The following is a 25146-nucleotide window of genomic DNA, read 5'->3' as shown; positions in this document are numbered from 1 at the left end:
CTCGACAAAAGAACACAGATGATCTATAAAAACCTTAAGGAGCAGCTGTCAAAGGTTAAGTTAGCAACAACTCACTTAGCCTAAAACACGTTTCATGGTCTGGAGCTTATTCACGGTTTCTTCCCATTCTGCTTCAGGGTTGGAGCTTTGGGTAATGCCGCCTCCAACATAAAGATGGGCATTTTGCTGCTTGATTTGCATACAGCGCAAATTCACATAGAGATGGCTTAGCTTGGTTATGCTGGCATAGGCATTATTTTCCACATTACGTCGATTGGGGTTTCGAGATGTGGTTTTGCTCAGGTTGAGCTCGCCCAAGAATCCTGCGTAGAATTCGCGATTGTAATTTTCGTTTTTCAGGATAAACGCCTTGGCTTCAGATTTTGGTAAGCCGCAAACCGCAGGCGTGGGATGCAATGCTTGCAAGAGGTGTTTGAGTTTATTTCCATCAGATTTCAGTATACCCGAAATATGCGACCTCAAATGCAGCAAACGCCCTGCTTTAATGGTCTCAGCATCCATAATGTTAAGTGTTGCTACCACAGGTTGCAATTGGTCTTCAATGAAATTTGTCACCAATTGTTGTTCCATAATATTTTTTGCATCCCAAACAACGGCTTCCGTATCAATATAAGCTTGTGTACCTGCCAAAGCCATGGTTTTGAAACGCAAACCTTCAACTTGTAAAAGCGTTTCTGGCGTTGCACCAAGCCAAAGCCCCACTTTGGGGTGAAACCAAATGTAAACCATGGCCGAAGGATAGCATTGCAATAAGTTCTCAAACAAGGTGAATGGACTTTGTTCGTCAATAGGCAGCACTTCCTCGCGTGAGATGACTACTTTTTTGAATTTATTGTCGGCAATTGCACTAATGGCTTTTTCCACCAGTACCTTATGTTGCTTTTGAGCGGATGTTTCTGTTTCATCGCCCAAAGTTGAATCTGCTTTTGTGTTTTCGGCAATAGCTTCAACCACGAAATCTGCTTTGAGCAGCTTAGAGTTTTCCGAAGGAAAAATAATCGTTTCTTCTTGATTGTTGAAGGGTGCAAATACAAAACCACTTTCTTCAAAATCTAAAGTGTAGTGAATTTGATCTGATTTTTGCAAAACAGCATTGACCAAAGCGGTGTCGGGTTTTGAATAGGCCACAAAAGGCAGGTTGGAAATCCAATGTGCCTGAACCGATTTTAAGAGCTCATCCTTTGTCATGCTTAACGTTTTTTAGGCAGCGAGATGGTCGATAGCCTACAAACCGAAATCAAGGTATCATTGTCGTCGGTGATTCTTATATCCAATAATTGCGTGGTTCTACCTTTGTGTAAAAATGTAGCTTTGGCATACACATGACCTTCACTAACGCTTTTCAAATGGTTGGCGCTAATCTCAAGACCGCGAACAAATTTATTGTCTATATCCAAAAAGATATGGCTGGCAAAACTGCCCACACTCTCTGCCAATGCAGCCGTGGCACCACCGTGCAATACACCATCTGGTTGATGGACTTTTGGTGTGACTGGCATTCTGGCCACTAAAAAATCTGGACCATAGTCTACAATTTCTATATCCAAGGTTTCCATTAAGGTATTTTTACTGGCTGCATTCGCTTCTGCGAGCACATCTTCTTTAGTTCTTTGCATAGAAAACTGTATTTTTAGATTCTCAAACAAAAGTACAAAATGAATTCTACAGAAAAGGACATTTATTATACCATTAACAACAGTTATTCCACGCTAAATACCCTCACAGAGCACACTAAAAACATTTGGTTTGTATGCCACGGATTGGGGTATTTGAGTCGGTTCTTTCTTAAATATTTTAAAGGACTCAATCCAGACGAAAATTACATCATCGCACCACAAGCCCAAAGTAAATATTATCAATCCTCAAAATTCGAACATGTTGGTGCCAGCTGGTTAACCAAAGAGAATACAGGAGCCGAAACCGAAAACGTCATGGCTTATTTCGATGCCATTTTTGCTGAAGAAGCAATTCTAAAGCATCTGTCTACAACGACTATAAAGCTAAATGTATTTGGTTATTCTCAAGGGGTGAGTGTGGCGATGCGCTATGTGGCAAAACGGCAACTGCAGTGTTCGCAATTGATTTTACATTCTGGAGGCATCCCAAGTGAATTGCTTCGAAGCGACCTTGCATTCTTTAAAGGCAAGGTCACTTTTATTTATGGCGATCAGGACCAATACATTAACCCGAAACGTCTCGAAATTGAAACCGAAAAAGCCAATTCATTGTTTGGAAATCAGGTAAAGATGATTCAATTTGAAGGTAAGCATGAAGTGAATGTAGACTTGATCAAGAGCTTGGCTTAAGCTTAATACATGGTGTTTTCAATGGCGGCAGATTTTGGAATTTGCTCAATAGCATCCGCAGCCCATGTTAAGAAGACCATTTTAAAAGAAATACTGGAACTTTAAATTCCCGAGATGAAGAAATCACTTTATGAAACTAGAACTACATAAATAGACAAATAAGCGTAATTGTGAGTCGGCCCTTGTCCTGATTTAAATGAATAATGAATTTGATATTAAAAATGATGGTACAACGATTTACCTAACACTGGCTGTAAAATCACATAGTATTGGCAAATTTTTATTAAGTCTTGTGATTTGCGTGTTATTTGGACTATTATTCTATGCGCCTAGTCTTATTCCGAAAGAGGAAATCTCAACCTACATTTTTCCAATAGTCTTATTTGCGTTGTTGATTTTCGCCTTTCCGGTACGCTATTTATTGAGGCACTTTTATGGGTAGGAGCATGTGATGATCAATAAGAAGTTTTTGAGCTATTAACATGACTATGGAATTATAAAGACGAATTTAAAAACGAAACTTCACAATCAGCTCAATTTGGGTTTTGAGTGCATCTGCATTAAAGATGCTTCGGAATATGGACAACTTATTTTTGAAACCAGCAATGCCCAAAACAATTTGCCTGAGCATCTGTTTGAAACGTCAATACTTATCAATAAAAATCTATTGGAATGCCTTCATGTAGAACTTAGCAAGCTATATGAAGCAGAGATGCGAAAAGAGTTCGGTTTTCACTCATTTTCCTATAAATCAATAACCTCGGGGCAAGCCCACGAGGTATGAATCGAAAGATGTTCTTTGTATTCGAGGCAAGCCTTGGGGAATAAAATCCTCTTAATAAGCAATTCCATCAATAGGCATCCACATAGCCCCAATTCTCACCAGTCTTGATGCGGTGTAGTTGCATTTCAGAAATACCAAACTGTTTGGCGATCATCTTTAAGCGGGTTCTTCTATTTGGGTCGTTGAGTTTCCGTTTTATCAATTTGACCTTTGTTTCGGTCAATTTAGCATTGTATGGGATTCTACGCTTCCTATTTTTATATTCCGGATTGGTAAATTGGTGAATCTCTTTCTCACGTTTGGTGGCCCATTTGAGATTGTCAATGTGGTTGTTGGTTTTGTCGTAATCACGATGAATCACGCACACGCCATCATTCTTATCCAAAAAATGCTGCGCTACCAATTTGTGAACATAGCGACTGGTTTGTTTACCGTTTAATTTTTGCTTTATTGGCAAGTTCTGGTAACCGTTGATGTAATATTGTTTTACCAAAATTTCTTCTGGGCCACTACATTTGAGTAATCTTCCGTAGTTTGAAATCTTGAATTTTTGATTCTCTGCGATCTTCTCGTCAAATTGAATGACTTTCCATTCTTCTTTATAATAATTCCGTATCATGATATGATGTACTTGTTCTTTTTTTAAAGGTAATTAAATGCTTGGCATAAAACCAATTGCCAAAGCAAAATTACGCGAAATTTGTGTTATGAGATTTGTTTTTTATGAATTCATAAAAAACGTTGTGGTTTTACCGTTCCTGTATCCAATGGTTTTTTCTCTGAAAGCTATATGAATCCGAAAAATTAAGCGGTCAAAAAGTTAGCTTTAGAATTGAGCATTCAAAAGTAATAAATCTATTCAGAAAGGATTTGAGCCGTATGATCTTTAGTCTTCACTTTGGAAATCACATCTTCAATCAAGCCTTTCTCATCAATAATGAAGGTAGTGCGGTGGATGCCATCATATTCCTTCCCCATGAATTTTTTGGGACCCCAAACGCCGTAAGCCTCGATGACTTTCTTATCTTCATCTGCCAACAACGGATATTGAAAATCGTATTTATTCTTAAAACTGCTTTGGCGTTTCTCACTATCTGCACTTACACCCAAAATCGCATAACCTTGATTTTTATAACGTTCAAAATTATCGTTTAGATTGCAAGCTTCTGCTGTACAACCTGGGGTACTCGCTTTTGGGTAAAAAAACAGCACCAGCTTTTTTTCTTTAAAATCTTGGAGTGTTATGGTATTACCTTGTTCGTCTTTTGCTGAAAAATCTGGAGCTTTATCTCCTACTTTTAATTCTGTCATAATGTGTAACTTTGTTTGAAGTAAAAATACAATTTATGACCAAGCCAGAAAAGGTGGAATTTGTTATTAATACGTTAAAAGAACTCTACCCCACGATTCCCGTGCCTTTAGACCATAAAGATCCTTATACGTTGTTGATCGCGGTGTTGTTGTCTGCCCAAAGTACAGATGTTAGGGTCAATCAAATTACGCCGCTGCTATTTCAAAAGGCAGATAATCCTTATGATATGATCAAACTTTCTGCTGAAGAAATAAGGGACATCATAAGGCCTGTGGGTTTGTCCCCCATGAAGAGCAAAGGGATTTATGGACTCTCGCACATTCTAATTGATAAACACGACGGTCAAGTGCCACAATCCTACGAAGACTTGGAGGCCTTGCCCGCAGTGGGTCATAAAACGGCTGCGGTTGTCATGTCGCAGGCTTTTGGTATCCCGGCATTTCCTGTAGATACACATATTCATCGCTTAATGTACCGTTGGAATTTGACCAATGGTAAAAACGTGGTCCAGACTGAAAAGGATGCCAAACGTCTTTTCCCTGAAGCTATTTGGAATGATCTTCATTTGCAGATCATTTGGTATGGCAGGCAATATTCACCAGCACGCGCATGGGATTTGGAAAAGGACATCATCACGAAGACTGTAGGGCGAAAATCGGTTCTGGATACGTATTATAAATCGAAGCGCTGAAACCCAATTTCTCAATACGGAATAATAATTGTGGATAAGAACAAAATTTTCAACTTATGAAAAACATTACCATCTTTTGCTTGCTGCTCATATTTAGTGCTTGTATTCCGATTAGGATTGCGCCAAAAATAAAGGATCACAAATTGATGGTCGCTAAGAAATTCAAGCGAAGCTTACCGCGTGAAACTGCTTATATTTTTAGCGATCCTAAAGACGCCAACGAATTTTATAATTATATCAACACCAAATTTAAACTCCAGGACCTTGATGTGGGCTATAACTCACCTATCAAAATTGGTGATAAAACCTACTATCTAACTTATCACGAAACCGAAATCCCAAACAAAACTTTAAACCTTCCTTTGATAGTGGCCGATGCGGCTCTTGAGAAAGAAGGTTATCCTACTTTATTTGAAAACAATCATATGAGACGCGTGGGGAATTGGTATTTGGTGCTCACAGTTTACGATGAGGACATTAGAAATTGCCTGTTGAAAAAACATCCAGACCATCAAAAAATACTCGCTTACCTTAATGAAATGAAAACAGAATACCTGCAAACTTCAAATTATATGGAAACGCTTTTTGAGACGAAGTGATTTAGCTGCGAAAAGCCTTCCGAAGGACTAAAAGTCTTCGAATACGAATGCAATCAGTAAGATGGATATCAAATTAGATGGCGTTTTTTCGGAAGGATTCGAAACTTAATCGAATTTTTTGGTTTCATTCATGAAAAAACCAATGACTATTCCAATTTTTGATGAAAGTAAAATAATTTCATATCGCGGTAATTCCTAGACTCTAAATTAAGTTTGAAACCTGAAAAATAATATCCTTTTTCTACAAATTAGAAGATCTAGAAGCGCTATAAAATGCTTCATCTGAATATTACAAGTCGTTCCACGAAAGAATCCCTTTCCCTTAATAAAAAGTTGGAGCTATTGACAAGTGGAGAACACATAAAAAAAAGTCCCGAATAACGCTTCAGGACTTTTCCATTTAATTTTGAAGGACTTCAAACTTCAAATCATTACACTTAATAACACTTAAAGCCTTAGAGTAATTCAAAAGAAAATCAATGGTTGCTTCTTTTGGATTTAATAATGCATCCTTTTTGCTAGGACATTCAGAGTATAGTTTTGCCATGTTGCGTTTTTTTTGGTTAATTATGAGTATAGTGTAAACGCAAGAAAACTAAAGTTATTGTTTCAATTGCTCAAAACGATATTTTTTTCCTCGATAATCTTTCTCAGGTTAATAAGTGCGTAGCGCATGCGGCCCAGAGCAGTATTGATACTAACATCGGTTTGCTGGGATATTTCCTTGAAACTCATCTCTTTGTACATTCGCATGATCAACACATCTTTTTGGTCCTCGGGCAACTCTTCAATAAGTCGCCTAAGGTCACAGTCCACTTGTTCTTTAATGAGTCGCTTTTCTGCATTCATCGCTGGATCGCCCAACACCGTAAAAATATTGAAGTCGCCAGAATTGTCAAATTTAGGCATGCGATTGCTTTTTCTAAAATGGTCTATGACCAAGTTGTGGGAGATACGCATGACCCATGGTAAAAATTTACCTTCTTCATTATATTTACCAAGTTTGAGGTTTTTGATTACCTTGATAAAAGCATCTTGGAAGATATCTTCAGTAATATCCTTGTCAAATACTTTAGAATAGATAAAACTGTAAATTTTCTGTTTATGGCGGTAAATTAAAATGGAAAGCGATTGTTCGTCACCATTAATATACCGGTTCACTAAAACAGCGTCTGAGATGTCCTTATGTTTCATAATCATTACTTTTAGGGCAAAGAGTTAAATCTTGGCTAGGGGTTAAATGTTCTAAAGTAAAATTATGAAATAGGCAACTATGGTTTAATGGGTTAACTGCCCAAATATAACAACAATCATTCCTAAAAAACAAAAATAAATAACAAACTTTAACTATTTAACACACAATAAACCATTTTAAAGGCTGATGTAGATGTGTTACCTTTGCACATTCCAATTCGCTCAATCTCCTATGAACAATACTCTATTAGACGTAAATCCAAAACAAAACATCATTATAAAGGGTGCTAAACTGCACAACCTCAAAAACATAGATGTGGTTATCCCAAGAAACAAGCTGGTGGTAATTACAGGGCTTTCGGGCTCAGGAAAATCCAGTTTGGCATTTGATACGCTTTATGCTGAAGGTCAAAGACGTTACGTTGAAAGCCTTTCCAGTTACGCGAGACAATTTTTAGGCCGTTTGAACAAACCTAAAGTAGATTATATCAAAGGAATTGCACCCGCAATCGCCATTGAGCAAAAAGTGAACTCCACCAATCCAAGATCTACCGTAGGCACAACCACCGAGATTTATGATTACCTCAAATTGCTTTTTGCGAGAATAGGCAAAACCTATTCGCCTATTTCTGGCGATCCAGTCAAAAAACATCGCACCAAAGATGTCTTGGACCATGTGAAATCTTTTGAAGAACGTGAGAAATTGTTGTTGCTCGCACCGATTGTTTTGGAGGAAGGTCGCAGCATGGAAGACAAGCTAAAGGCTTTGAAACAACAGGGTTATGCCAGAATACAATACAAGGAAGAGGTCTTGAGAATTGATGATGCGATTGAAAAGAACATCGAATCAGAGGTGTTTCTGGTGGTGGATAGAATCATCGTCAAACACGAGGATGATTTCTTCAACCGCTTGGCAGATGCCATTGAGACGGCTTTTTTTGAAGGCAAGGGAACCAGTATCATTGAATCACTCGGCACTAAGAAACGCAGGGAATTCAATAACAAGTTTGAATTGGATGGGATGCAGTTTTTAGAACCAAACCCGCATTTGTTTAGCTTCAACAACCCTTATGGCGCCTGTCCCAAGTGCGAAGGTTACGGCGATGTGATTGGGATTGATGATGAGCTGGTAATTCCAAATACCGCGCTGTCGGTGTATGAAAATGCCATCTTTCCTTGGCGAGGTGAGAGCATGAGTTGGTACCGTGATCAATTGGTCAATAATTCACATAAGTTTGATTTCCCTATTCACAAGCCATTTTTTCAATTGACCGATGCGCAAAAGCAACTCATTTGGGATGGAAATAAATATTTTGAGGGGCTCCATGCTTTTTTTGCTGAATTGGAATCAAAGGCTTACAAGATCCAAAATCGGGTCATGTTATCGCGTTACCGTGGAAAAACAAAATGCAGCCTTTGCAAAGGGAAACGTTTGCGCCAAGAGGCCAATTACGTTAAGATAACCAACGTAACCATTACCGATTTGGTTGAAATGCCTTTGGATAAGCTCAGTCAATTCTTCAAGGAATTGGAGCTTAATGAGTATGACCTTCAAATCGCAGAGCGTTTACTGCAGGAAATCAATAATAGATTGGCTTTTTTAAGTAATGTGGGTCTCGATTACCTTACTTTAAACCGAAAATCAAATACGCTTTCTGGCGGCGAGAGTCAGCGAATCAATTTAGCGACTTCGCTTGGAAGTAGTTTGGTGGGCTCTATGTATATTCTGGATGAGCCAAGTATTGGATTGCATCCCAAAGACACTGAAAAGTTAATAGATGTCTTGAAGGCCTTACGGGACTTGGGCAATACAGTTATCGTGGTTGAACATGATGAGGATATCATGCAAGCTGCAGATGAAATCATTGATATTGGTCCAGAAGCTGGCACATTGGGAGGAGAGGTTGTTGCAGTGGGAACTTTTGAGGACATCCTCAAATCGAGTTCGCTAACAGCACAATATCTTAATGGAACCATGGAAATTGAGCTGCCTAAAAAAAGGAGAACTTCAAAATATCAAATTGAGGTCTTAGGCGCAAGAGCAAATAACTTGAAAAATATAGATGTGGTTTTTCCTCTGAATATGCTCACGGTAATCACAGGCGTTTCAGGCAGCGGCAAGAGTACTTTGGTCAAAAAAATCCTGTTTCCTGCCATTCAGAAAGAACTTACTGGATTTGGCGATAAAGCAGGCCAGTTTTCAGAATTAAAAGGAAACTATAAAAACATAAAACACATTGAGTTTGTAGATCAAAATCCCATTGGGCGATCCTCACGTTCCAATCCGGTAACCTATATAAAGGCTTATGACGATATTAGGGCTTTGTTTGCCGATCAAAAATTGAGTCACATTCGTCATTTCAAAGCCAAACATTTTAGTTTTAACGTTGATGGCGGCCGATGTGAGACCTGCAAGGGAGAGGGTGAAGTGACCATTGAAATGCAATTCATGGCCGATGTGCATTTAACTTGTGAAACCTGTAATGGCAAACGTTTTAAAAAGGAAGTGTTGGAGGTAGCTTTTGAAGGCAAGAATATTGACGATGTGCTAAGCATGACCATTGATGATGCCATTTCCTTCTTTGCGGCACAGGGCCAAACTAAAATCCAAGGCAAACTGCAACCGCTTCAGGACGTAGGTCTGGGATACGTGACCTTGGGCCAAAGCTCATCAACCTTATCTGGTGGTGAGGCGCAGCGTATTAAATTGGCTTCCTTTTTGGGCAAAGGAACAAAGAGCGATAAAGCCTTGTTTATTTTTGATGAACCTACCACAGGCTTGCATTTTCACGACATCAAAAAATTGTTGAAATCCTTTCAGGCATTGATCGAGAAGGGCCACTCCATCATTGTTATTGAACATAACTTGGAATTGATCAAGTGTGCCGATTATGTGATCGATTTAGGCCCTGAAGGTGGCAGCCGTGGCGGAGAACTAGTCGCACATGGCACTCCAGAAGAAATTATCAAGAACAAGAAATCCATAACGGGAAGGTATTTGAAGGCTAAACTTTAAGAATCGCCAATGTTGGGTGTTGCTCAAGTCAAGAAAAAACGCCCATTAAGCCTTTTGTGACGGGTGGAGTCAATTTTGAAGCCCAAATACTACTTAAAAGCTCTGATTTTAAATATGAATTTAACCATCACTTGGCCACGCTATTTTTAGCAGGTTATTTGTATTGATGCCTTCCGTTTTTATAGCGTTAGGGATCAAAATGCTTATAGATAGCGTAAGTTTGGCCTTTTTAATGAATTATTAATTCATGTCCTTATAGACCCTTATTTTTTCGACAGGTGGTGCGTTTTTGATGCATAATTTTTTTAGGCTTAGTGCCGTTGATAAATTATTGAATCGTTTTTACAAAGGGTTTTTCAGTACTAAAACTAAGGATGCCAAGTGTAACATCGAACTTTCAAGAATTATCGCGATTCAAATCATTGGTGAGATCATCAGGGGAGATAAAAACAAATACAATGGTTTTGAGCTCAATTTAGTCGTGGACGACGCCAATAGACTCAAGGTCATAGACCACGGAAACCTCAAGGCATCATTGCAGATAACGAGACCTTGAGTCACTTTTTAAACGCATCCATTTGGACTGCCGAAAAACCCTGAATAACTTAGTAAAACAAGAACGCATAAACAAAAAGTATGGTTGCTGTTGCCGGGAGTATAAATACTAAGAACAAAAATGAGATCACATTGGCCTTAAAGAAACTAACAAACCAGCCTTGATGATAAAACCGTTTAAGTGCAATAAGAAAATATACGAAGGCGGAAAAAAGCAACAAGAAATCAAGCCAGCCTGATACGTTCCAAATTAGATTTATGCCAAAAATGATACTAAATATCAAAAACAAAAAGGAAAAATAATAGAAACTGAATACCAAATGGTGAGTGTAATTGCCCTTTTTGGAATAGAATAATTTTAAGAGCAGAGCAAATAGGGGCAATAGAAAAAACAGAGCAATGGGTATCTTATCATAAATCACCTTCAATATACTTCCGCCATCTCGAGATTTATAGAACTTTAAAATCTGTCCATAAAATTTTCGTTTTAGCCAGCCAGCGTCGTCATTCATTTCCATGGCTTTAAAAATTTCTTTATCACTGGCATTAGCCGCAATTAGTGAATCCAATTTTAATTCATCAAACCCAAAAGAAATATCGTTTTTATTAACATTAGGATCGGCAAGAATCGAATCAATCTTCTGTTCTGGCACACTACCAAGCCATTTATTGTTTTTCAAAAATGCTTTTGCTTCCGCCCTGTCAACAGAATCTAGTTGTTTTGCCTCTATTGAATCTTGTAGCACCGAGGCTTTTTCGGATGATTTTGTGCGTAATAATTCCTGATTGATTTTTTCGGGTTGGGAATTGGTGGAAAGCGATAATATAAAAAAGAAAACCACCGAAATAAAAAGATATAACTGCGCAGGATGCAAGTACCGTGATCGTTTGCCTTCAATAAATTTTGTGGGCAAAAAACCTGGCTTGAAAACTAAGGGAAGAAACGACTTTAGAAATCGGGCATCTACAGAAAAATAATTGCTTACCGTATTGTAAAACAACACCTTCAAGGTCAACTTTTCGTTTACTTTTTGTCCGCAATTTGGGCAAAACTCAAAATCGGCTTTTAATTGGTAATCACAGTTTTGACATTGTTGCAAGTCTTGATCCATAGTATTGATTGGTTGATGTGCTAAATTTACTAAAAATTTACACGCACGGATATGGTGGATAGAGTCTTCAGTAGAAATTCAGTAAAAAAGGGTGAACATCTAAAAATCAAATGCAATTCCTATTAATACTAGCTTAAAACCGTCATTTTTGATTGGCAAGCTTGGTTCTGGCACGCATCTTGCATCACTCTTAATGCAAATGGATTTCTAAACGGCAAGCACTTTTTAAAAATCTAGAAAACATAAGCATTTAATTTGATTGAGTGTTCACTTTTTTAAAAGTGGCCAAATAAAACCCTAAAGATGCCCCCAAGTCTTTAGGGTTTTTGGTGTTTGAGACACAAACCCAGTTTTAAGTTAAGCCTTCAAACGAGAACTGTTCTTGTAGAACTCAAAGCTTTCCAAAATGAGCTCATTGTCTACCAAGCAATCGATTTTTGGTTTTCCAATGGCTTCCAATAGTACGAAATTGATGTTTCCGTGTTCATTCTTTTTGTCAAATTTCAGTAAATCGATGATTTTTCCGTAGTCAGTTACATCGATACTCACAGGTGGGTAGATTTTATTGAAACTTCGCGTTATGTAGTCTAAGTCATTTTCAGGAAAACCAAGAAGCTTCCCAGAGATAAAAGTCTCTAGAATCATCCCGATGACAATGGCCTCCCCATGCAAAAGCGCTTTCTTCTCTAAATGCTCCAAAAAATAAGATTCGATGGCATGCCCTAAGGTATGGCCAAAATTTAGGTGTTTTCTGATGCCATGTTCTAAAGGATCTTTAGTGACAATATCATTTTTAATCAATACCGAATCGTATATGAGCTGGTCAAGATCATTTAAAGTGAGTTGAGACAAATTGGTCAAGCTCTCAAAATAACTGCGATCGGCAATGAGGCCGTGCTTCAACATTTCTGCCAAGCCAGATTTCAATTGATTTTGAGGAAGTGTATCCAAGAAACTGGTATCGATCAAAACCAGATCACCAGAACTGATAACACCAACCTGATTTTTTATACTACCAAGATCAACGCCAGTTTTCCCGCCAACCGATGCATCTACCATCGCCAGCAATGAGGTTGGAATATTGATGTATTTTATGCCACGCTTAAACGTACAGGCGACAAAGCCTCCAAGATCGGTAACAACACCACCACCAAGATTGAGCAGGATGCTTTTGCGATCTGCCCCCAAACTGGATAAGGATTCCCAAACGCCAACGCAAGTGTCAATGGTTTTGTGCGCTTCTCCAGCTTCAATCTCGATGATTTCGATTTCAAGATCCGTTTCTAAATGCGATAAGAAGTGAGACAAACAATGTTCATGGGTATTTTGATCAACAAGTACGAATATTTTTGAGAAATTATTTTGTTTCAAATAAGAGCTTATGGCTTCGTAAGCAACTGAATTAAAGTGCACTGTGTAATCTTTAGTTTCAATAGAATTCATAAGGATTGGTCTTGTTTTAAGGAAGTTGGAAAATTAGCGGTTTTTAACAAAATAATCGTCTGTGAATAATTATTTTTGCAATATATTTTTTTTATGACAGAACATCATCTTTTCGAAAACACCAAAACCGCTTTCAGTTTAAAAAGAGACTCCGAATTACAGCGAGCTTACTTGCTTTTTAAAATGATTGGATACGCACCTTTGGTAAAAATAGGCACTATGGTCACACATTTTGCCTTAAAGTTACATCTCCCTGTGGAAGGCCTGATTAGATATACAGTATTTGACCATTTTTGCGGTGGCATCAATGAAGAAGATTGTAATGATGTCATCGATGCTATGTATACCAAAGGTGTGAGCTCGGTACTGGATTATTCTGTGGAAGGCAAAGCGATAGAATCTCATTTTGATGCTGCTGCGGAAAAAATCATGAAAATAATAAAATTTGCCGATGAGAAGGAGGCCATGCCAATTTCGGTGTTTAAACCTACAGGCTTTGGTCGTTTTTATCTGTATCAAAAAAAGGGTGAGGGCAAAACCTTCACTACAGAAGAACAATTAGAATGGGAGCGTGTTATAGATCGTTATGATCGCGTATGCAAACTGGCAGAGGAACGTGATGTGGAAGTATTGATAGATGCAGAGGAAAGTTGGATGCAGGATGCGGCCGATGAAATTTGTGAGGAGATGATGCGACGGTATAATACTAAGGTTCCTGTGGTTTACAATACCCTACAAACCTATCTTTGGGACCGCTTGGATTATCTAAAAAAGGTGCACCAACGCGCCAAACAGCACAATTTCAAACCTGGATTTAAAGTGGTGCGTGGTGCCTATATGGAAAAAGAACGCGAAAGGGCAGAGGAGAAGGGGTATGCGTCGCCAATTTGCGAAAATAAAAAAGCCACAGACGACAATTTTAATGCCTGTGTGCAATATATTTTGGAGCACCTTGAAGAGATTTCGATCTTCATTGGAACCCACAACGAATTTAGCTGCTACATCGCAATGGATATGATGAGAACGCTCAATATCGATAAAAAAGATAATAATGTATGGTTTGGCCAATTGTATGGTATGAGCGACCACATAAGTTTCAATCTTGCCAAGGAAGGTTACAACGTCGCCAAATATGTGCCTTTTGGACCCGTAAGAGAAGTCATGCCGTATTTGATAAGACGTGCTGAAGAAAATACCTCAGTCGCAGGTCAAACCAGTAGAGAGCTCAATTTGATAACCACAGAGCAAGCCAGAAGAAAGTCTGAAAATAAATGAATTTTATTGGTCTTAAAGAAAGTCAAAACTATGTACTTTAGTGCATCTCGCTTTAGCTTCTACAATATCTTAGCCAAAAATTACACGAATCCGCCTGTCCGGTAGGCAGGTTTTCACGAAATCTGTTGTTCTCCTTAGAGCGCACGCAATGAAATACTTTTCATTTCACGAATTCAACATACTTTCAGTCTGTTTCAAAAAATCTATGGTACTCTAGGCCATAGTGGTTTAGTTTGTTCGCTCTCAGGTCGTAAAATTTTTTTTTCCTGAATCAGACTCTGAAAAATTCTACTTCTTGATAATCCTAGATTTTGAAATTTTCAATTTCGATGCAACGATTTGTAATGGTTGCTCACGTTTGAAGAAGGCTGATCTTGCAGCAGTTCACTTTTACTTCAGAATTACTGACCTATACTATTCTTTGCAGTTGGCTTTGTTTCTCTAAACACGAAAGAAATCCTTTATGCCATTTATGACACGATTCAAATCGGCTTCACTAAGATTTGAACCGCTTGGCAAACACAATCCCTTCTTGAAAAGGTTTTTAGAAACACCATTCACATAAGCCGGGGCATCTTTAAAAACTGGTTGAAGGTGCATGGGTCTCCAAAAGGGTCTGGACTCGATGTTCAAAGATTCGAGATGTTTTCTTAAGCCTTCTCTTACTTCTTCGGAAGGCGTCAATACACAAGTCAGCCAACGGTTTGAAACACAATTCTTGGGTTCTTGCTGAAACTTAAGTTCACTTAAATGTGCCAATGCTTCCGAATAAACTTTAAAATTGTTGCGACGTGCAGTGACGCGACTATCCAGAACTTCCATTTGGGCGCGACCAATTCCTGCCAATACATTTGACATTCTGTAATTATAGCCAATATTTGAATGCGTGTAGGCTGCATGATCATCCTTAGCCTGAGTCGCCAAGAAGACCGCTTTATCGCGCAAAAATTTATCTTTAGTGATTAAAGCACCACCAGCAGAGGTGGTGATGATTTTGTTTCCGTTAAAGGATAGAATAGCCATACTCCCAAAAGTACCACACATTTTGTTTTCAAATCGGCTGCCAAAAGCTTCGGCACTGTCTTCTATGATGGGAATGTTGTAATGCGCAGCGATTGCTTGAATTTCATCTACCTGATAAGGCATGCCGTAAAGATGCACTGCAATAATAGCCTTAGGGGTTTTACCTTTTTTAATGCGATCCTTGATGGCCTGTTCCAGTAGTTCCGGACATAAATTCCAGCTCAAGGCTTCACTGTCAATAAATATGGGGGTTGCACCTTGGTATATGATGGGATTTGCCGATGCGGCAAAGGTGTGACTTTGACAGAGCACTTCATCACCAGCAGCCACGTTTAATAAAACAAGCGCCAAATGAATGGCAGCAGTCCCTGAGTTTAAGGCTGCTACGTGTTGCTCGTTACCTAAATAATTAGAAATATCAGATTCAAAACCATCCACCAATTTCCCAGAGGGAGCAATCCAATTAGATTGAAAGGCCTCGTTGATGAATGCGCGTTCCTTAGTACCCAAATGTGGGGAGGATAACCATATTTTTGAATCCATTGCTAGGTCTGCTTCGGGGTTTAGGGTTTAAGGTTTAAAGTTCAAAGTTCAAGGTTCAAAAAAACTAAAAATACTTCAATCTTCTTTCCTCAAAACTATAGACTGTACCGTTGCGACGGAGTCACAATTTTCAATCCACAATTCCATATCTTGATTTTCAAATTCATTTTCTATGAGATAGGTATGGCAAGCATCACCTTTGGTATCACTTTCTGAAAAATTGACATCACCAGAATTTATAAGCTCCGAAACCTGCAAGGTGTCCAATTGGAATTGGCTCATGTTCAAACGTGCTTCTTCAGAATATAGGCGTTTCTTTAAATTAATGTTCTTAATGGTTCTTGCATCGGGACCATAGGAGCACGAGGTACGCTTTCCGCTTAAAAAAAAGGCGAGCAATAGCAAACCAATGGCAAAACCGCCTAGATAGTAACCTAATCTATGAATAAATCTCATTTTAGTTCTTCACTTTGTTGTTTGAGCACTTGGAGTTTTTCCATGAAAATAATATGATCTCAATCTATAATGGCAATTATTGAGACCTGGAAAGGGAATGCTTAAAGATTTTTAGAAAATCAACAAATTAACGTCGCTACAGTCTAAATCAAACCAATTGGCAACGGTTTTGTTGGTTAAAACTCCGTGGTAAAAGTACAACCCATTTTTTAAACCGCGATCAAAACGGATGGCATTTTCAATTCCGCCGTCTTCTGCAATTTTGAGCAAATAAGGTGTGAAAATATTACTGATAGATACCGATGCCGATCTCGAATATCGCGCCGGAATGTTAGGCACACAATAATGCACCACATTGTTATATTCAAAAGTGGGCTTGTCGTGGGAAGTCATTTCACTGGTCTCGAAACAACCACCAGTATCAATGCTCACATCTATCACTACAGCCCCAGCTTTCATGGAACTTACCATAGATTCAGACACCACGATTGGTGCCCTGTTCTTGCCTTTGACCGCACCAATAACCACATCGCAGCGTTTTAGCGCCTTAAGCAGATTTTTGGGTTGTAGTGTTGATGTATAGATGGTTTGTTTCAATTCACTTTGAATGCGTCTCAAACGGCTAATGCTATTATCAAAAACCTTGACATTGGCGCCAAGGCCCATGGCAGATCTTGCTGCAAACGTACCCACCGTGCCAGCACCGATTATCACTACTTCAAGAGGTGGCACACCAGGTATATTGCCAAATAGGAGTCCGTTACCACCGTTAACGTTAGACAGCAATTCTGAAGCGATCAAGACCGAGGCAGTCCCAGCAATCTCGCTTAAAGATCTTACCGCAGGATAGGCGCCCTCTTCATCCTTAATATATTCGAATGCAATCGCTGTGATACGTTTGGAAGCCAAGGCTTCAAAATAAGATTTTTTTTGAGTTTTTAATTGAAGCGCAGAGATCAATAGGGTTTGTGGATTGATCATTTTGATTTCCTCCAAAGAAGGAGGTTCCACTTTAAGAATGATAGGGCAGGAGTACACTTTTGCGGTGTCTCGTGTTACTTCCGCACCGGCATCGCTGTAGGTTTTGTCCTTGAAATTGGCGCCTTTGCCTGCACCAGCTTCCAGCATCACTCGGTGCCCGTTGGCCACTAAAGCCGACACCGCATCTGGAGTTAAACAGACTCGTTTTTCTTGAAAGTAAGTTTCTTTTGGGATACCAATAAATAAGTCACCCTTCTTTTTATAGACCTCAAGCATTTCTTCTTGAGGCATTAATTGTGCCTTGGTAAATGGAGATAAAGCTTCGCTCATTGCTTTTTAGATTGAAGACTCAAAATACAAAAAAAATTGGATTAATAAAGTGAAGTGGGAAGGTTCTCAAAAATACTGTTTTAAGGTATTCATAAGGCCTTTGGGTTTGATCATGAATTCTTCCTCAATTTCTTTCATGCTTTTGTCTGCATTATTAATTTTGTCAAACATTTTGGCTCTTATGAGATAGATGGAAGGAATAATGACAGCCATTATCGGAACCATATAGATGAGATCAAAATTATCGAAGAAGATGATATCGTCATTAATCACACCAATAATTTGATAGGTAAACATTGAAATGGGAACTAATATTGCATGAAACCACCAATGACGACAAGTGAAAAACCAAATAAATAGCAAAAATAAGGGCACGAATTTGCCTAGAATAGACCACATTCCCGTCCTAGCGTTATTGTAAAAACCACTATGATATGTAAATAAGAATGCATCCCAATGACTTTCCTCAGGAATATAAATATAAGAATAAAACAAAAAGGGAGTCAAGGCAATTAAAACGCCAATAAGACTCCCTATAACAATAGCTTTATACTGTTGTTTTTTTTGATTAACCGTGAGTTGGGATTCTAACGAGTCTCTTGTCAATTTGTGTAGTAGTTTGTCCATTTAGGTCAATTAGATCAGTTGCCTGAGCTGTGAACAAAGCGCCACCGAAAATTGCTAATGCAATTAAATACTTTTTAGTTTTCATAATTTTAAGGGATTTAGATTAATTAATTATTTATTTGAGTCAAATATAATTGACGCACATTAATTAAACTGTTAAAACGAATGTTAAAATTCGTCCTAAAACGACCCTTCAATTACGGTTTTACCGTACTCTATAAGTATGTCCTGCTCTCCCGAGGGAAATTATTTTCGGTTTTTGCTGCTCTTTTTCAGTCAGATTTGGGTTTTTAGTAGGTTATGGCTCATTATTAGAGCCCGTTCGTCTTGATTTATATGTTTTATCAATATGCTCTCCCAAGATTCAGGCAGCAAATTGAAAGCCTTTTCTGGCCATTCTATAAATATCCAATTGTTGGTGTTGATGTAATCTTCAAAACCTAAATCTAAAAGCTCATCTTCAGAATTAATACGGTAGAGATCAAAATGAAATACCGCGCCGTCTTCTAAAAGATACTCGTTCACTATTGAAAATGTTGGACTGCTTACCTCATCAACACTACCCAATCGACCTACCAAAGCTTTTACGAGTGTGGTTTTGCCAGCACCTATTTCGCCTTGAAATAGGATGACTTTACAGTTACACTGCTCCAAAACTTGTTTGGCAATGGCATCAACTTGTGACAAATCATAACTCATGTTAACTTGATTAGGATAAGATGTGCCCATTGTTCGTATTACATTCCATTTTCAACTTACAATGATAAGTAATATTTCTGTAAAAAACTAGAAAAAATGTATTTCAACGGCTTTATTTGCATTACACGGAAAAAGCACTACAGTAATTCCAATAAAGCACAAGCTCCAACAAAACATAAATTTTGTGTTTTAGATGGCATTCGTCAAACAAAGATAAATAAACCAAGAAATTCAATAGCAACTATTTAACATGCAATTAAGTAGACAAACCTTGTGCTGCTTATATCAAAACAGAGCATGTCTATTTTGGACTCATTACCACAAAAGGGATGATCATCTCTTCCAAAGAAACACCGCCATGCTGATAGGTGTTGCGGAAATAGCCCACATAATGATTGTAGTTGTTGGGATAGGCCAAAAAATAATCACCCTTGGCAAAAATAAAGGAGCTGCTCATGGTCAGGGATGGTAACTTAATGCTTTTAGGATCCTTGGCCACCAACACATCTTTGCCCTCATAAGTCAAACTACGACCGGTTTTGTAGCGTAAGTTCAAACTGGTATCGCGGTCACCAATTACTTTAGAGGGGTTCTTCACGTTAATGGTACCATGGTCTGTGGTAAGAATCAATTTGAAACCCAAGTGTTGTGCTTGTTGTATCATTTCCAAAAGTGGCGAGTTTTTAAACCAGCTTTGAGTTAAGGATCTATAGGCCTTGTCATTGGATGCCAATTCCTTGACGACGTCCATTTCGGTTTTGGAGTGTGAGAGCATATCCACAAAATTGTAAACAATCACCGACAGGTCATTGCTCTTCAAGGTTTTGAAGTTTTCAACCAGCTTTTTACCCGCTTTTAGGTTGGTGATTTTATGATATTCGGTTTTTAGGTTTTGAAGTCCGAGTCGCTTGAGCTGGGCTTGTAAAAAATCGGCTTCATGCATGTTTTTCCCGCCATCATCGGTATCATTTTTCCAGAATTCTGGATGTTGTTTTTCCATATCGCTTGGCATCAATCCAGAAAATATGGCATTTCTTGCGTATTGCGTGGCGGTTGGTAAGATGCTAAAAAAAGGGGTCTCATCGGTCTTCTTGTAGTAATTGCTCACAATGGGCTCAAAAGCACGCCATTGATCGTAACGTAGATTGTCTATAACCACTAGAAGTGTGGGTTGGTCATCGCTAAGTTCTGGCACAACTTTCTCCTTAAAAAGGGTATGTGACAAGATGGGCGCATCGCTATCCTTATCAAACCAATGGGGATAATTCTTTTCTATGAACTTTCCAAATTGTGTATTTGCTTCGGTTTTTTGGGATTCCAAAATTTCAGTCATCCCAACATCTTCAATGTCTTCCAATTGCAATTCCCAATAGATCAATTTTTGATAAAGGTCTATCCATTCCTTATAACTGTTGACCATAGATAGGTCCATGGCGATTTTTCTGAATTCTTGCTGATAATTGGAAGTCGTTTTTTCTGAAACCAATCGGGAGTGGTCCAAGTTCTTCTTTAAGCTCAACAGGATCTGATTTGGGTTTACTGGCTTGATCAAATAATCGGCGATCTTATTGCCAATTGCTTCTTCCATGATATATTCTTCTTCACTTTTGGTGATCATCACAACAGGAAGGTTGGCGCGTCTTGACTTGATCTCATTCAATGTTTCCAATCCCGTGAGGCCTGGCATGTTTTCATCCAAAAAGACGATGTCAAAATTGGTGTCGTCAATAATCTCTAAAGCTTCTGTGCCACTTTGGCAAGTGGTCACCTTGTATTGTTTTTTTTCAAGAAAAAGAATATGTGGTTTTAATAGGTCAATTTCGTCGTCAACCCAAAGAATATTTATAGTGTTCATGTATATTTGTTTAGAATTAATAAGACCATGTATATATGGTGTAAAAATGCAAAGTTTGAAGTTAAGTAACAAACTCAAGATCTTTAACGATCCAATTTACGGATTTATTACCATACCCAATTCGTTGATCTTTGATTTAATAGAGCATAAATACTTCCAGCGCTTACGTCGCATCTCACAAATGGGCTTGTCTTATTTGGTCTATCCAGGTGCACATCATACCAGGTTTCATCACGCCATTGGATGTATGCATTTAATGCAGAAAGCTGTGAATGTGCTTCGTTTTAAAGGGGTTGACATTTCCGAAGATGAAGAAAACGCCCTTTACATTGCCATTTTATTGCACGATATTGGTCATGGTCCATTTTCACACGCGATGGAAAACAGTATCGTAAGTGGTGTTTCACATGAGTATATTTCAACGCTATTCATGGAAAATCTCAATCGTGAATTTAACGGAAGATTAACGCTGGCCATCCAAATTTTCAAGGGCAATTTTCATCGGCCTTTTTTATGCCAGCTCATCTCCAGCCAGTTCGATATGGACCGGGCCGATTACCTCAAGCGCGACAGTTTTTATACCGGTGTCGCCGAAGGCAATATCAATAGCGAACGGCTTATTACAATGCTTAACGTCAAGAATGACCGCATCGTGGTTGAGGAAAAGGGCATTTATAGTGTAGAGAAGTTTTTGGTCGCAAGGCGTTTTATGTACTGGCAAGTATACCTGCATAAAACCAGCGTAGTTGCAGAGCAATTGTTGACTCGGGTTTTAAAACGCGCCAAGGAATTGACAGAAAACGGAGTGGCTCTTTCTGCCAGTGCACCACTTCAATTCTTTTTATCCACCAAAATTTCTTCGGAAAACTTTGACGATTCTATTTTAGATACGTTTTCCCAATTGGATGATACCGATATTCTTGCAGCCATGAAAGCTTGGCAATATCACGATGATTTTGTGCTGCGTCATCTCTGCAGCATGATCATCAATAGGGATCTGCTCAAAATTAAACTGAAGAATAATCCAATTAAGCCAACAGTGCTGCACCAGAAAATCAAAACCTTGATGCTGCGGTATCCAATTTCCGAAGCAGAGGCAGATTATTTTGTCTTTACAGGAGAAGTATATAATCAGGCTTATCAATCAGATATTGAGCAAATTCAAATCCTTCAGAAAAACGGGAAAGTGGTTGACATCTCAAAGGCTTCAGATCAATTCAACATTGTGGCGCTCTCTAAACCTGTCACTAAATTTTATATCTGTTATCCGAAGAAATAAGACTTTGGTAACGATTTTCCGTAGCCTTTAAAATTAGTCGAGATCTGCTTCTAGACATAATGATTAAAAATTTCGTCAGTCCATCCTAATTTTTGTTTGCCCCCGCACTAGGGCGCAAACAGGCTCTAATAAACAAATAATTTTAGAATAAGCCACCCGCCACGAAAGATAGAAACCAAGAGGTATTCAGCAATAAAAAAAACGATATCAGACAATTATGATTGATTGCGAACATTCGAAAAATTATTAACGGGATACAGTCCAATTAAAACCAAGATGGATTCGTGGCTATCGTTATATATCAAGTATTTAAAAAGCTTCAGTTTTGATGCATTTCATTGAACTACGACATCCATAACCCAATGATTCAAAAAACCATAACCCAAAAGCTTATAAAATGATAGGCTGTAAAATCAACAATTCATAAAAAAAATAGTCGCATCAAAAACGGTTTCCGCAGTAGGGCTTAAAAATAAACCGAGACACACTTTATTGCAAATAGAACGTTTTTGATACATTTTTGCTATTTTTGCGAGGATGAACTTTACAGCACAACAAATCGCTGGAATTTTGGAAGGAGATATCGTGGGCAATCCCGATGTTGAAGTTTCTAGACTTTCCAAAATTGAAGAGGGCACAGAAGGATCTTTGACCTTCATGGCGAATCCTAGGTATAAGTCTTACATGTATTCTACAAAAGCATCGATTATAATCGTCAATAGAACTTTTGAGCCAGAGAGCGAGATTTCAACTACCTTAATAAAGGTAGATGATGCCTATAAAGCGTTTTCAAAGCTATTGGAATTTTACAATCAAATCAAACTGAACAAGGAAGGCATTGAGCAACCTGTGGTTATTGCCGATTCTGCAATCTTAGGTAAGGAACACTATGTGGGCGCTTTTAGTTATATTGGCGAGCATGTAAGGATTGGTAAGAATGTGAAAATTTTCCCTAATACCTATATTGGTGACAATGTGAAAATAGGAGACAATACTATAATTTTTGCGGGTGTAAAGATTTATGCGGCATGTGTGATTGGCAACAATTGCGTCATTAATTCTGGTGCTATCATAGGGGCCGATGGTTTTGGCTTTGCGCCAAATGGGGATGGTGAATACATCAAAGTGCCGCAAACCGGAAATGTTATTTTAGAAGATTTTGTGGACATTGGAGCAGCGACAACCATTGACAGAGCCACTCTAGGTTCAACAATTATAAGAAGAGGTGCTAAATTGGATAATCAAATCCAAATCGCCCATAATGTGGATATTGGAAGAAATACGGTCATTGCCGCCCAAACTGGTGTGGCAGGCTCTACCAAAATTGGCGAAAATTGTCAAATTGGTGGACAAGTTGGTATTGTTGGTCACATTACAATAGGCAATAATGTGAAAATCCAAGCCCAGTCAGGTATTGGTAGAAACATACAGGATAATGAAATCATACAAGGATCTCCAGCTTTAGGCTATGGGGATTTCAATAAATCTTATGTGCATTTTAAGAATTTACCTAAGATCATGAAACGAATCAACGATTTAGAAAAGAAATTAAATGGCGATAATTAAAACAGACGTTAAACAAAAAACCATCAAGGAAAAAATCTCCTTGACTGGTGTTGGATTGCATACAGGCAAAAATGTAACGCTAACTTTTTGCCCGGCGCCATCAAATACGGGTTTTTGCTTTAAACGTACAGATCTTGAAGGTTCTCCAGTGATTGAGGCAGATGCCAATTATGTGACCAATACAGAAAGAGGGACTTGTTTAGAAAAAAATGGTGTGACCATTCAAACCTCAGAGCACGTTTTGGCTGCATTGGTAGGTATGGACCTCGACAACATCATTGTTGAACTCGATGCCTCAGAACCGCCTATTATGGATGGCTCGGCAAAATTCTTTATTGAAGCGCTTGAAAAAGCAGGTTTGGAGAATCAGGATGAGTTTCGGGAAGAATATGTGGTTACTGAAGTGATTTCCTTCTGTGATGAAGTATCTGGAAGTGAAATCATTGTGATGCCAGCAAAAAACTACCAAGTGACCACCATGGTCGATTTTGGCACCAAGGTCTTGGGCACTCAAAATGCAACAATGAACCATATTTCAGAATTTAAGACTGAAATATCAGATTCCAGAACCTTCAGTTTCCTACATGAGTTGGAAACCCTTTTGGAGCACGGATTGATAAAAGGCGGGGACCTTAACAACGCCATTGTTTATGTGGATAAGGAATTATCCCCAAAAACAATGGAAAAGCTCAAGATAGCCTTCAAAAAAGATTCCATTGCTATAAAACCCAACGGTATTTTGGATAATCTCACCTTGCATTATCCCAACGAAGCAGCACGTCATAAATTATTGGATGTTGTGGGTGATCTTGCTTTGGTGGGCACACGTATAAAGGGGAAAGTGATTGCCAACAAACCAGGGCATAACATCAACACCTTGTTTGCAAAAAAACTATCCAAGATCATAAAAAACGAAAAACGCAACAACGTACCATACGTTGATCTAAATCAAGAGCCTTTGATGGATGTCAACAAAATCATGGAGATGTTGCCACACAGACAACCGTTTTTACTTTTGGATAAGGTTTTCGAGTTGACAGATACTGGTGTTATTGGCATGAAAAACGTGACCATGAACGAAGAGTTCTTCAAAGGGCACTTTCCTGGGGCACCTGTAATGCCTGGTGTTTTGATCATTGAAGCCATGGCGCAAACTGGTGGTATTTTAGTGCTTAGCACCGTGCCAGATCCAGAAAATTACTTGACCTTTTTCATGAAGATAGACAAAGTGAAATTCAAGCAGAAAGTCGTGCCTGGAGATACATTGATATTTAAGTGCGATTTGATTACGCCAATTCGGCGTGGCATCTGTCACATGCAAGGCTATGCTTATGCCAACGGAAAACTGTGTGCTGAAGCAGAATTGATGGCTCAAATCTCTAAAGTAAAATAATAAAAGACCTTAATATTGTGTTTAAGTTTCAGCAAAATAAAGCCGATAAACAAAGCAAACCTGAAACCAATGCCAAATCCCATAAA

23 protein-coding genes are annotated in these 25146 nt (G+C 38.6%); 9 read left to right on the top strand and 14 right to left on the bottom strand.

The genetic code is table 11. From position 1 onward, the window contains the following. Positions 1 to 75: 75 nt before the first annotated feature. Positions 76 to 1209 carry a chorismate-binding protein gene (locus tag ESY88_RS06550; RefSeq protein WP_147085728.1) on the bottom strand — a complete coding sequence of 378 codons (1134 nt, stop codon included), beginning with the start codon at positions 1207 to 1209 and terminating at the stop codon, positions 76 to 78. 2 nt (positions 1210 to 1211) lie between these two features. Further along, positions 1212 to 1637, bottom strand: coding sequence for a PaaI family thioesterase (locus ESY88_RS06545; RefSeq protein ID WP_147085727.1), 426 nt, complete (start codon positions 1635 to 1637; stop codon positions 1212 to 1214). A gap of 39 nt (positions 1638 to 1676) precedes the next feature. Between ESY88_RS06545 and ESY88_RS06540 the strand changes: the two genes are divergently transcribed. Continuing rightward, on the top strand, positions 1677 to 2327 hold the full coding sequence (locus ESY88_RS06540) for an alpha/beta hydrolase (protein ID WP_147085726.1): 651 nt from the start codon (positions 1677 to 1679) through the stop codon (positions 2325 to 2327). An 851-nt stretch (positions 2328 to 3178) separates the two neighbouring features. Here the strand turns inward: ESY88_RS06540 and ESY88_RS06535 are convergent. Both ESY88_RS06535 and bcp read right to left on the bottom strand, forming a co-directional pair. Continuing rightward, the gene (locus ESY88_RS06535) at positions 3179 to 3730 is read right to left on the bottom strand and encodes an HNH endonuclease (protein ID WP_147085725.1); all 552 of its coding nucleotides are present in this window, start codon (positions 3728 to 3730) and stop codon (positions 3179 to 3181) included. 236 nt (positions 3731 to 3966) lie between these two features. Then, positions 3967 to 4422, bottom strand: a complete 456-nt coding sequence (gene bcp / locus ESY88_RS06530) for a thioredoxin-dependent thiol peroxidase (protein WP_147085724.1) — start codon at positions 4420 to 4422, stop codon at positions 3967 to 3969. Between the two features lie 35 nt (positions 4423 to 4457). On the opposite strand from bcp, the gene ESY88_RS06525 reads away from it, so the two are divergent. Together ESY88_RS06525 and ESY88_RS06520 are read left to right on the top strand one after the other, a co-directional pair. Further along, entirely contained in the window at positions 4458 to 5114 is a 657-nt protein-coding gene (locus ESY88_RS06525; protein WP_147085723.1) for an endonuclease III domain-containing protein, read from the top strand. 56 nt (positions 5115 to 5170) lie between these two features. Continuing rightward, positions 5171 to 5713, top strand: coding sequence for a hypothetical protein (locus ESY88_RS06520; protein ID WP_147085722.1), 543 nt, complete (start codon positions 5171 to 5173; stop codon positions 5711 to 5713). 400 nt (positions 5714 to 6113) lie between these two features. Here the strand turns inward: ESY88_RS06520 and ESY88_RS20915 are convergent, their stop codons facing one another. Continuing rightward, positions 6114 to 6260 carry a hypothetical protein gene (locus tag ESY88_RS20915; RefSeq protein ID WP_189702539.1) on the bottom strand — a complete coding sequence of 49 codons (147 nt, stop codon included), beginning with the start codon at positions 6258 to 6260 and terminating at the stop codon, positions 6114 to 6116. A gap of 62 nt (positions 6261 to 6322) precedes the next feature. Continuing rightward, entirely contained in the window at positions 6323 to 6907 is a 585-nt protein-coding gene (locus ESY88_RS06515; RefSeq protein WP_147085721.1) for an RNA polymerase sigma factor, read from the bottom strand. Positions 6908 to 7139: 232 nt separating this feature from the next. Between ESY88_RS06515 and uvrA the strand changes: the two genes are divergently transcribed. After that, complete coding sequence (gene uvrA / locus ESY88_RS06510) at positions 7140 to 9923, top strand: excinuclease ABC subunit UvrA (protein WP_147085720.1); 2784 nt, start codon at positions 7140 to 7142, stop codon at positions 9921 to 9923. A gap of 331 nt (positions 9924 to 10254) precedes the next feature. Next, positions 10255 to 10479 (top strand): hypothetical protein, encoded by a 225-nt coding sequence (locus tag ESY88_RS06505; RefSeq protein WP_147085719.1) that lies wholly within the window; start codon positions 10255 to 10257, stop codon positions 10477 to 10479. A 49-nt stretch (positions 10480 to 10528) separates the two neighbouring features. Here ESY88_RS06505 and ESY88_RS06500 read toward each other — a convergent pair whose 3' ends face one another. Both ESY88_RS06500 and aroB read right to left on the bottom strand, forming a co-directional pair. Further along, on the bottom strand, positions 10529 to 11590 hold the full coding sequence (locus ESY88_RS06500) for a DUF3667 domain-containing protein (RefSeq protein ID WP_147085718.1): 1062 nt from the start codon (positions 11588 to 11590) through the stop codon (positions 10529 to 10531). Positions 11591 to 11947: 357 nt separating this feature from the next. Beyond that, positions 11948 to 13033: a 3-dehydroquinate synthase gene (aroB, locus tag ESY88_RS06495; RefSeq protein WP_147085717.1), complete on the bottom strand. Its 1086-nt coding sequence runs from the start codon at positions 13031 to 13033 to the stop codon at positions 11948 to 11950. Positions 13034 to 13126: 93 nt separating this feature from the next. On the opposite strand from aroB, the gene ESY88_RS06490 reads away from it, so the two are divergent. Then, entirely contained in the window at positions 13127 to 14308 is a 1182-nt protein-coding gene (locus ESY88_RS06490; protein WP_147088569.1) for a proline dehydrogenase family protein, read from the top strand. A gap of 441 nt (positions 14309 to 14749) precedes the next feature. On the opposite strand, the gene ESY88_RS06485 is transcribed toward ESY88_RS06490, so the two are convergent. The 6 genes from ESY88_RS06485 to porX form a co-directional block, all read right to left on the bottom strand. Continuing rightward, positions 14750 to 15874 carry a DegT/DnrJ/EryC1/StrS family aminotransferase gene (locus ESY88_RS06485; RefSeq protein ID WP_147089832.1) on the bottom strand — a complete coding sequence of 375 codons (1125 nt, stop codon included), beginning with the start codon at positions 15872 to 15874 and terminating at the stop codon, positions 14750 to 14752. Positions 15875 to 15949: 75 nt separating this feature from the next. Then, positions 15950 to 16330: a DUF4258 domain-containing protein gene (locus tag ESY88_RS06480; protein WP_147086518.1), complete on the bottom strand. Its 381-nt coding sequence runs from the start codon at positions 16328 to 16330 to the stop codon at positions 15950 to 15952. A 111-nt stretch (positions 16331 to 16441) separates the two neighbouring features. Further along, positions 16442 to 17641, bottom strand: a complete 1200-nt coding sequence (locus ESY88_RS06475) for an alanine dehydrogenase (RefSeq protein WP_147086519.1) — start codon at positions 17639 to 17641, stop codon at positions 16442 to 16444. Between the two features lie 66 nt (positions 17642 to 17707). Beyond that, complete coding sequence (locus ESY88_RS06470; protein ID WP_223270744.1) at positions 17708 to 18268, bottom strand: hypothetical protein; 561 nt, start codon at positions 18266 to 18268, stop codon at positions 17708 to 17710. 276 nt (positions 18269 to 18544) lie between these two features. Next, entirely contained in the window at positions 18545 to 18967 is a 423-nt protein-coding gene (gene tsaE, locus ESY88_RS06465) for a tRNA (adenosine(37)-N6)-threonylcarbamoyltransferase complex ATPase subunit type 1 TsaE (protein WP_147086520.1), read from the bottom strand. Between the two features lie 301 nt (positions 18968 to 19268). Then, positions 19269 to 20822 carry a T9SS response regulator signal transducer PorX gene (gene porX, locus ESY88_RS06460; protein ID WP_147086521.1) on the bottom strand — a complete coding sequence of 518 codons (1554 nt, stop codon included), beginning with the start codon at positions 20820 to 20822 and terminating at the stop codon, positions 19269 to 19271. Between the two features lie 55 nt (positions 20823 to 20877). On the opposite strand from porX, the gene ESY88_RS06455 reads away from it, so the two are divergent. From ESY88_RS06455 to ESY88_RS06445, 3 genes are all read left to right on the top strand, one after another. Next, the gene (locus ESY88_RS06455) at positions 20878 to 22101 is read left to right on the top strand and encodes an HD domain-containing protein (RefSeq protein ID WP_147086522.1); all 1224 of its coding nucleotides are present in this window, start codon (positions 20878 to 20880) and stop codon (positions 22099 to 22101) included. A 537-nt stretch (positions 22102 to 22638) separates the two neighbouring features. Continuing rightward, positions 22639 to 23667 (top strand): UDP-3-O-(3-hydroxymyristoyl)glucosamine N-acyltransferase, encoded by a 1029-nt coding sequence (gene lpxD / locus ESY88_RS06450; RefSeq protein WP_147086523.1) that lies wholly within the window; start codon positions 22639 to 22641, stop codon positions 23665 to 23667. Beyond that, positions 23654 to 25060, top strand: a complete 1407-nt coding sequence (locus tag ESY88_RS06445) for a bifunctional UDP-3-O-[3-hydroxymyristoyl] N-acetylglucosamine deacetylase/3-hydroxyacyl-ACP dehydratase (RefSeq protein WP_147086524.1) — start codon at positions 23654 to 23656, stop codon at positions 25058 to 25060. The genes lpxD and ESY88_RS06445 overlap by 14 nt, the downstream gene beginning before the upstream one ends. The last annotated feature ends 86 nt before the right edge of the window (positions 25061 to 25146 follow it).

This window comes from Subsaximicrobium wynnwilliamsii (genome assembly GCF_007997225.1).
Classification (GTDB): domain Bacteria; phylum Bacteroidota; class Bacteroidia; order Flavobacteriales; family Flavobacteriaceae; genus Psychroserpens; species Psychroserpens wynnwilliamsii.
Note: the sequence above shows the minus strand (reverse complement) of the source record. Positions and strands in the feature narration are given on the sequence as shown.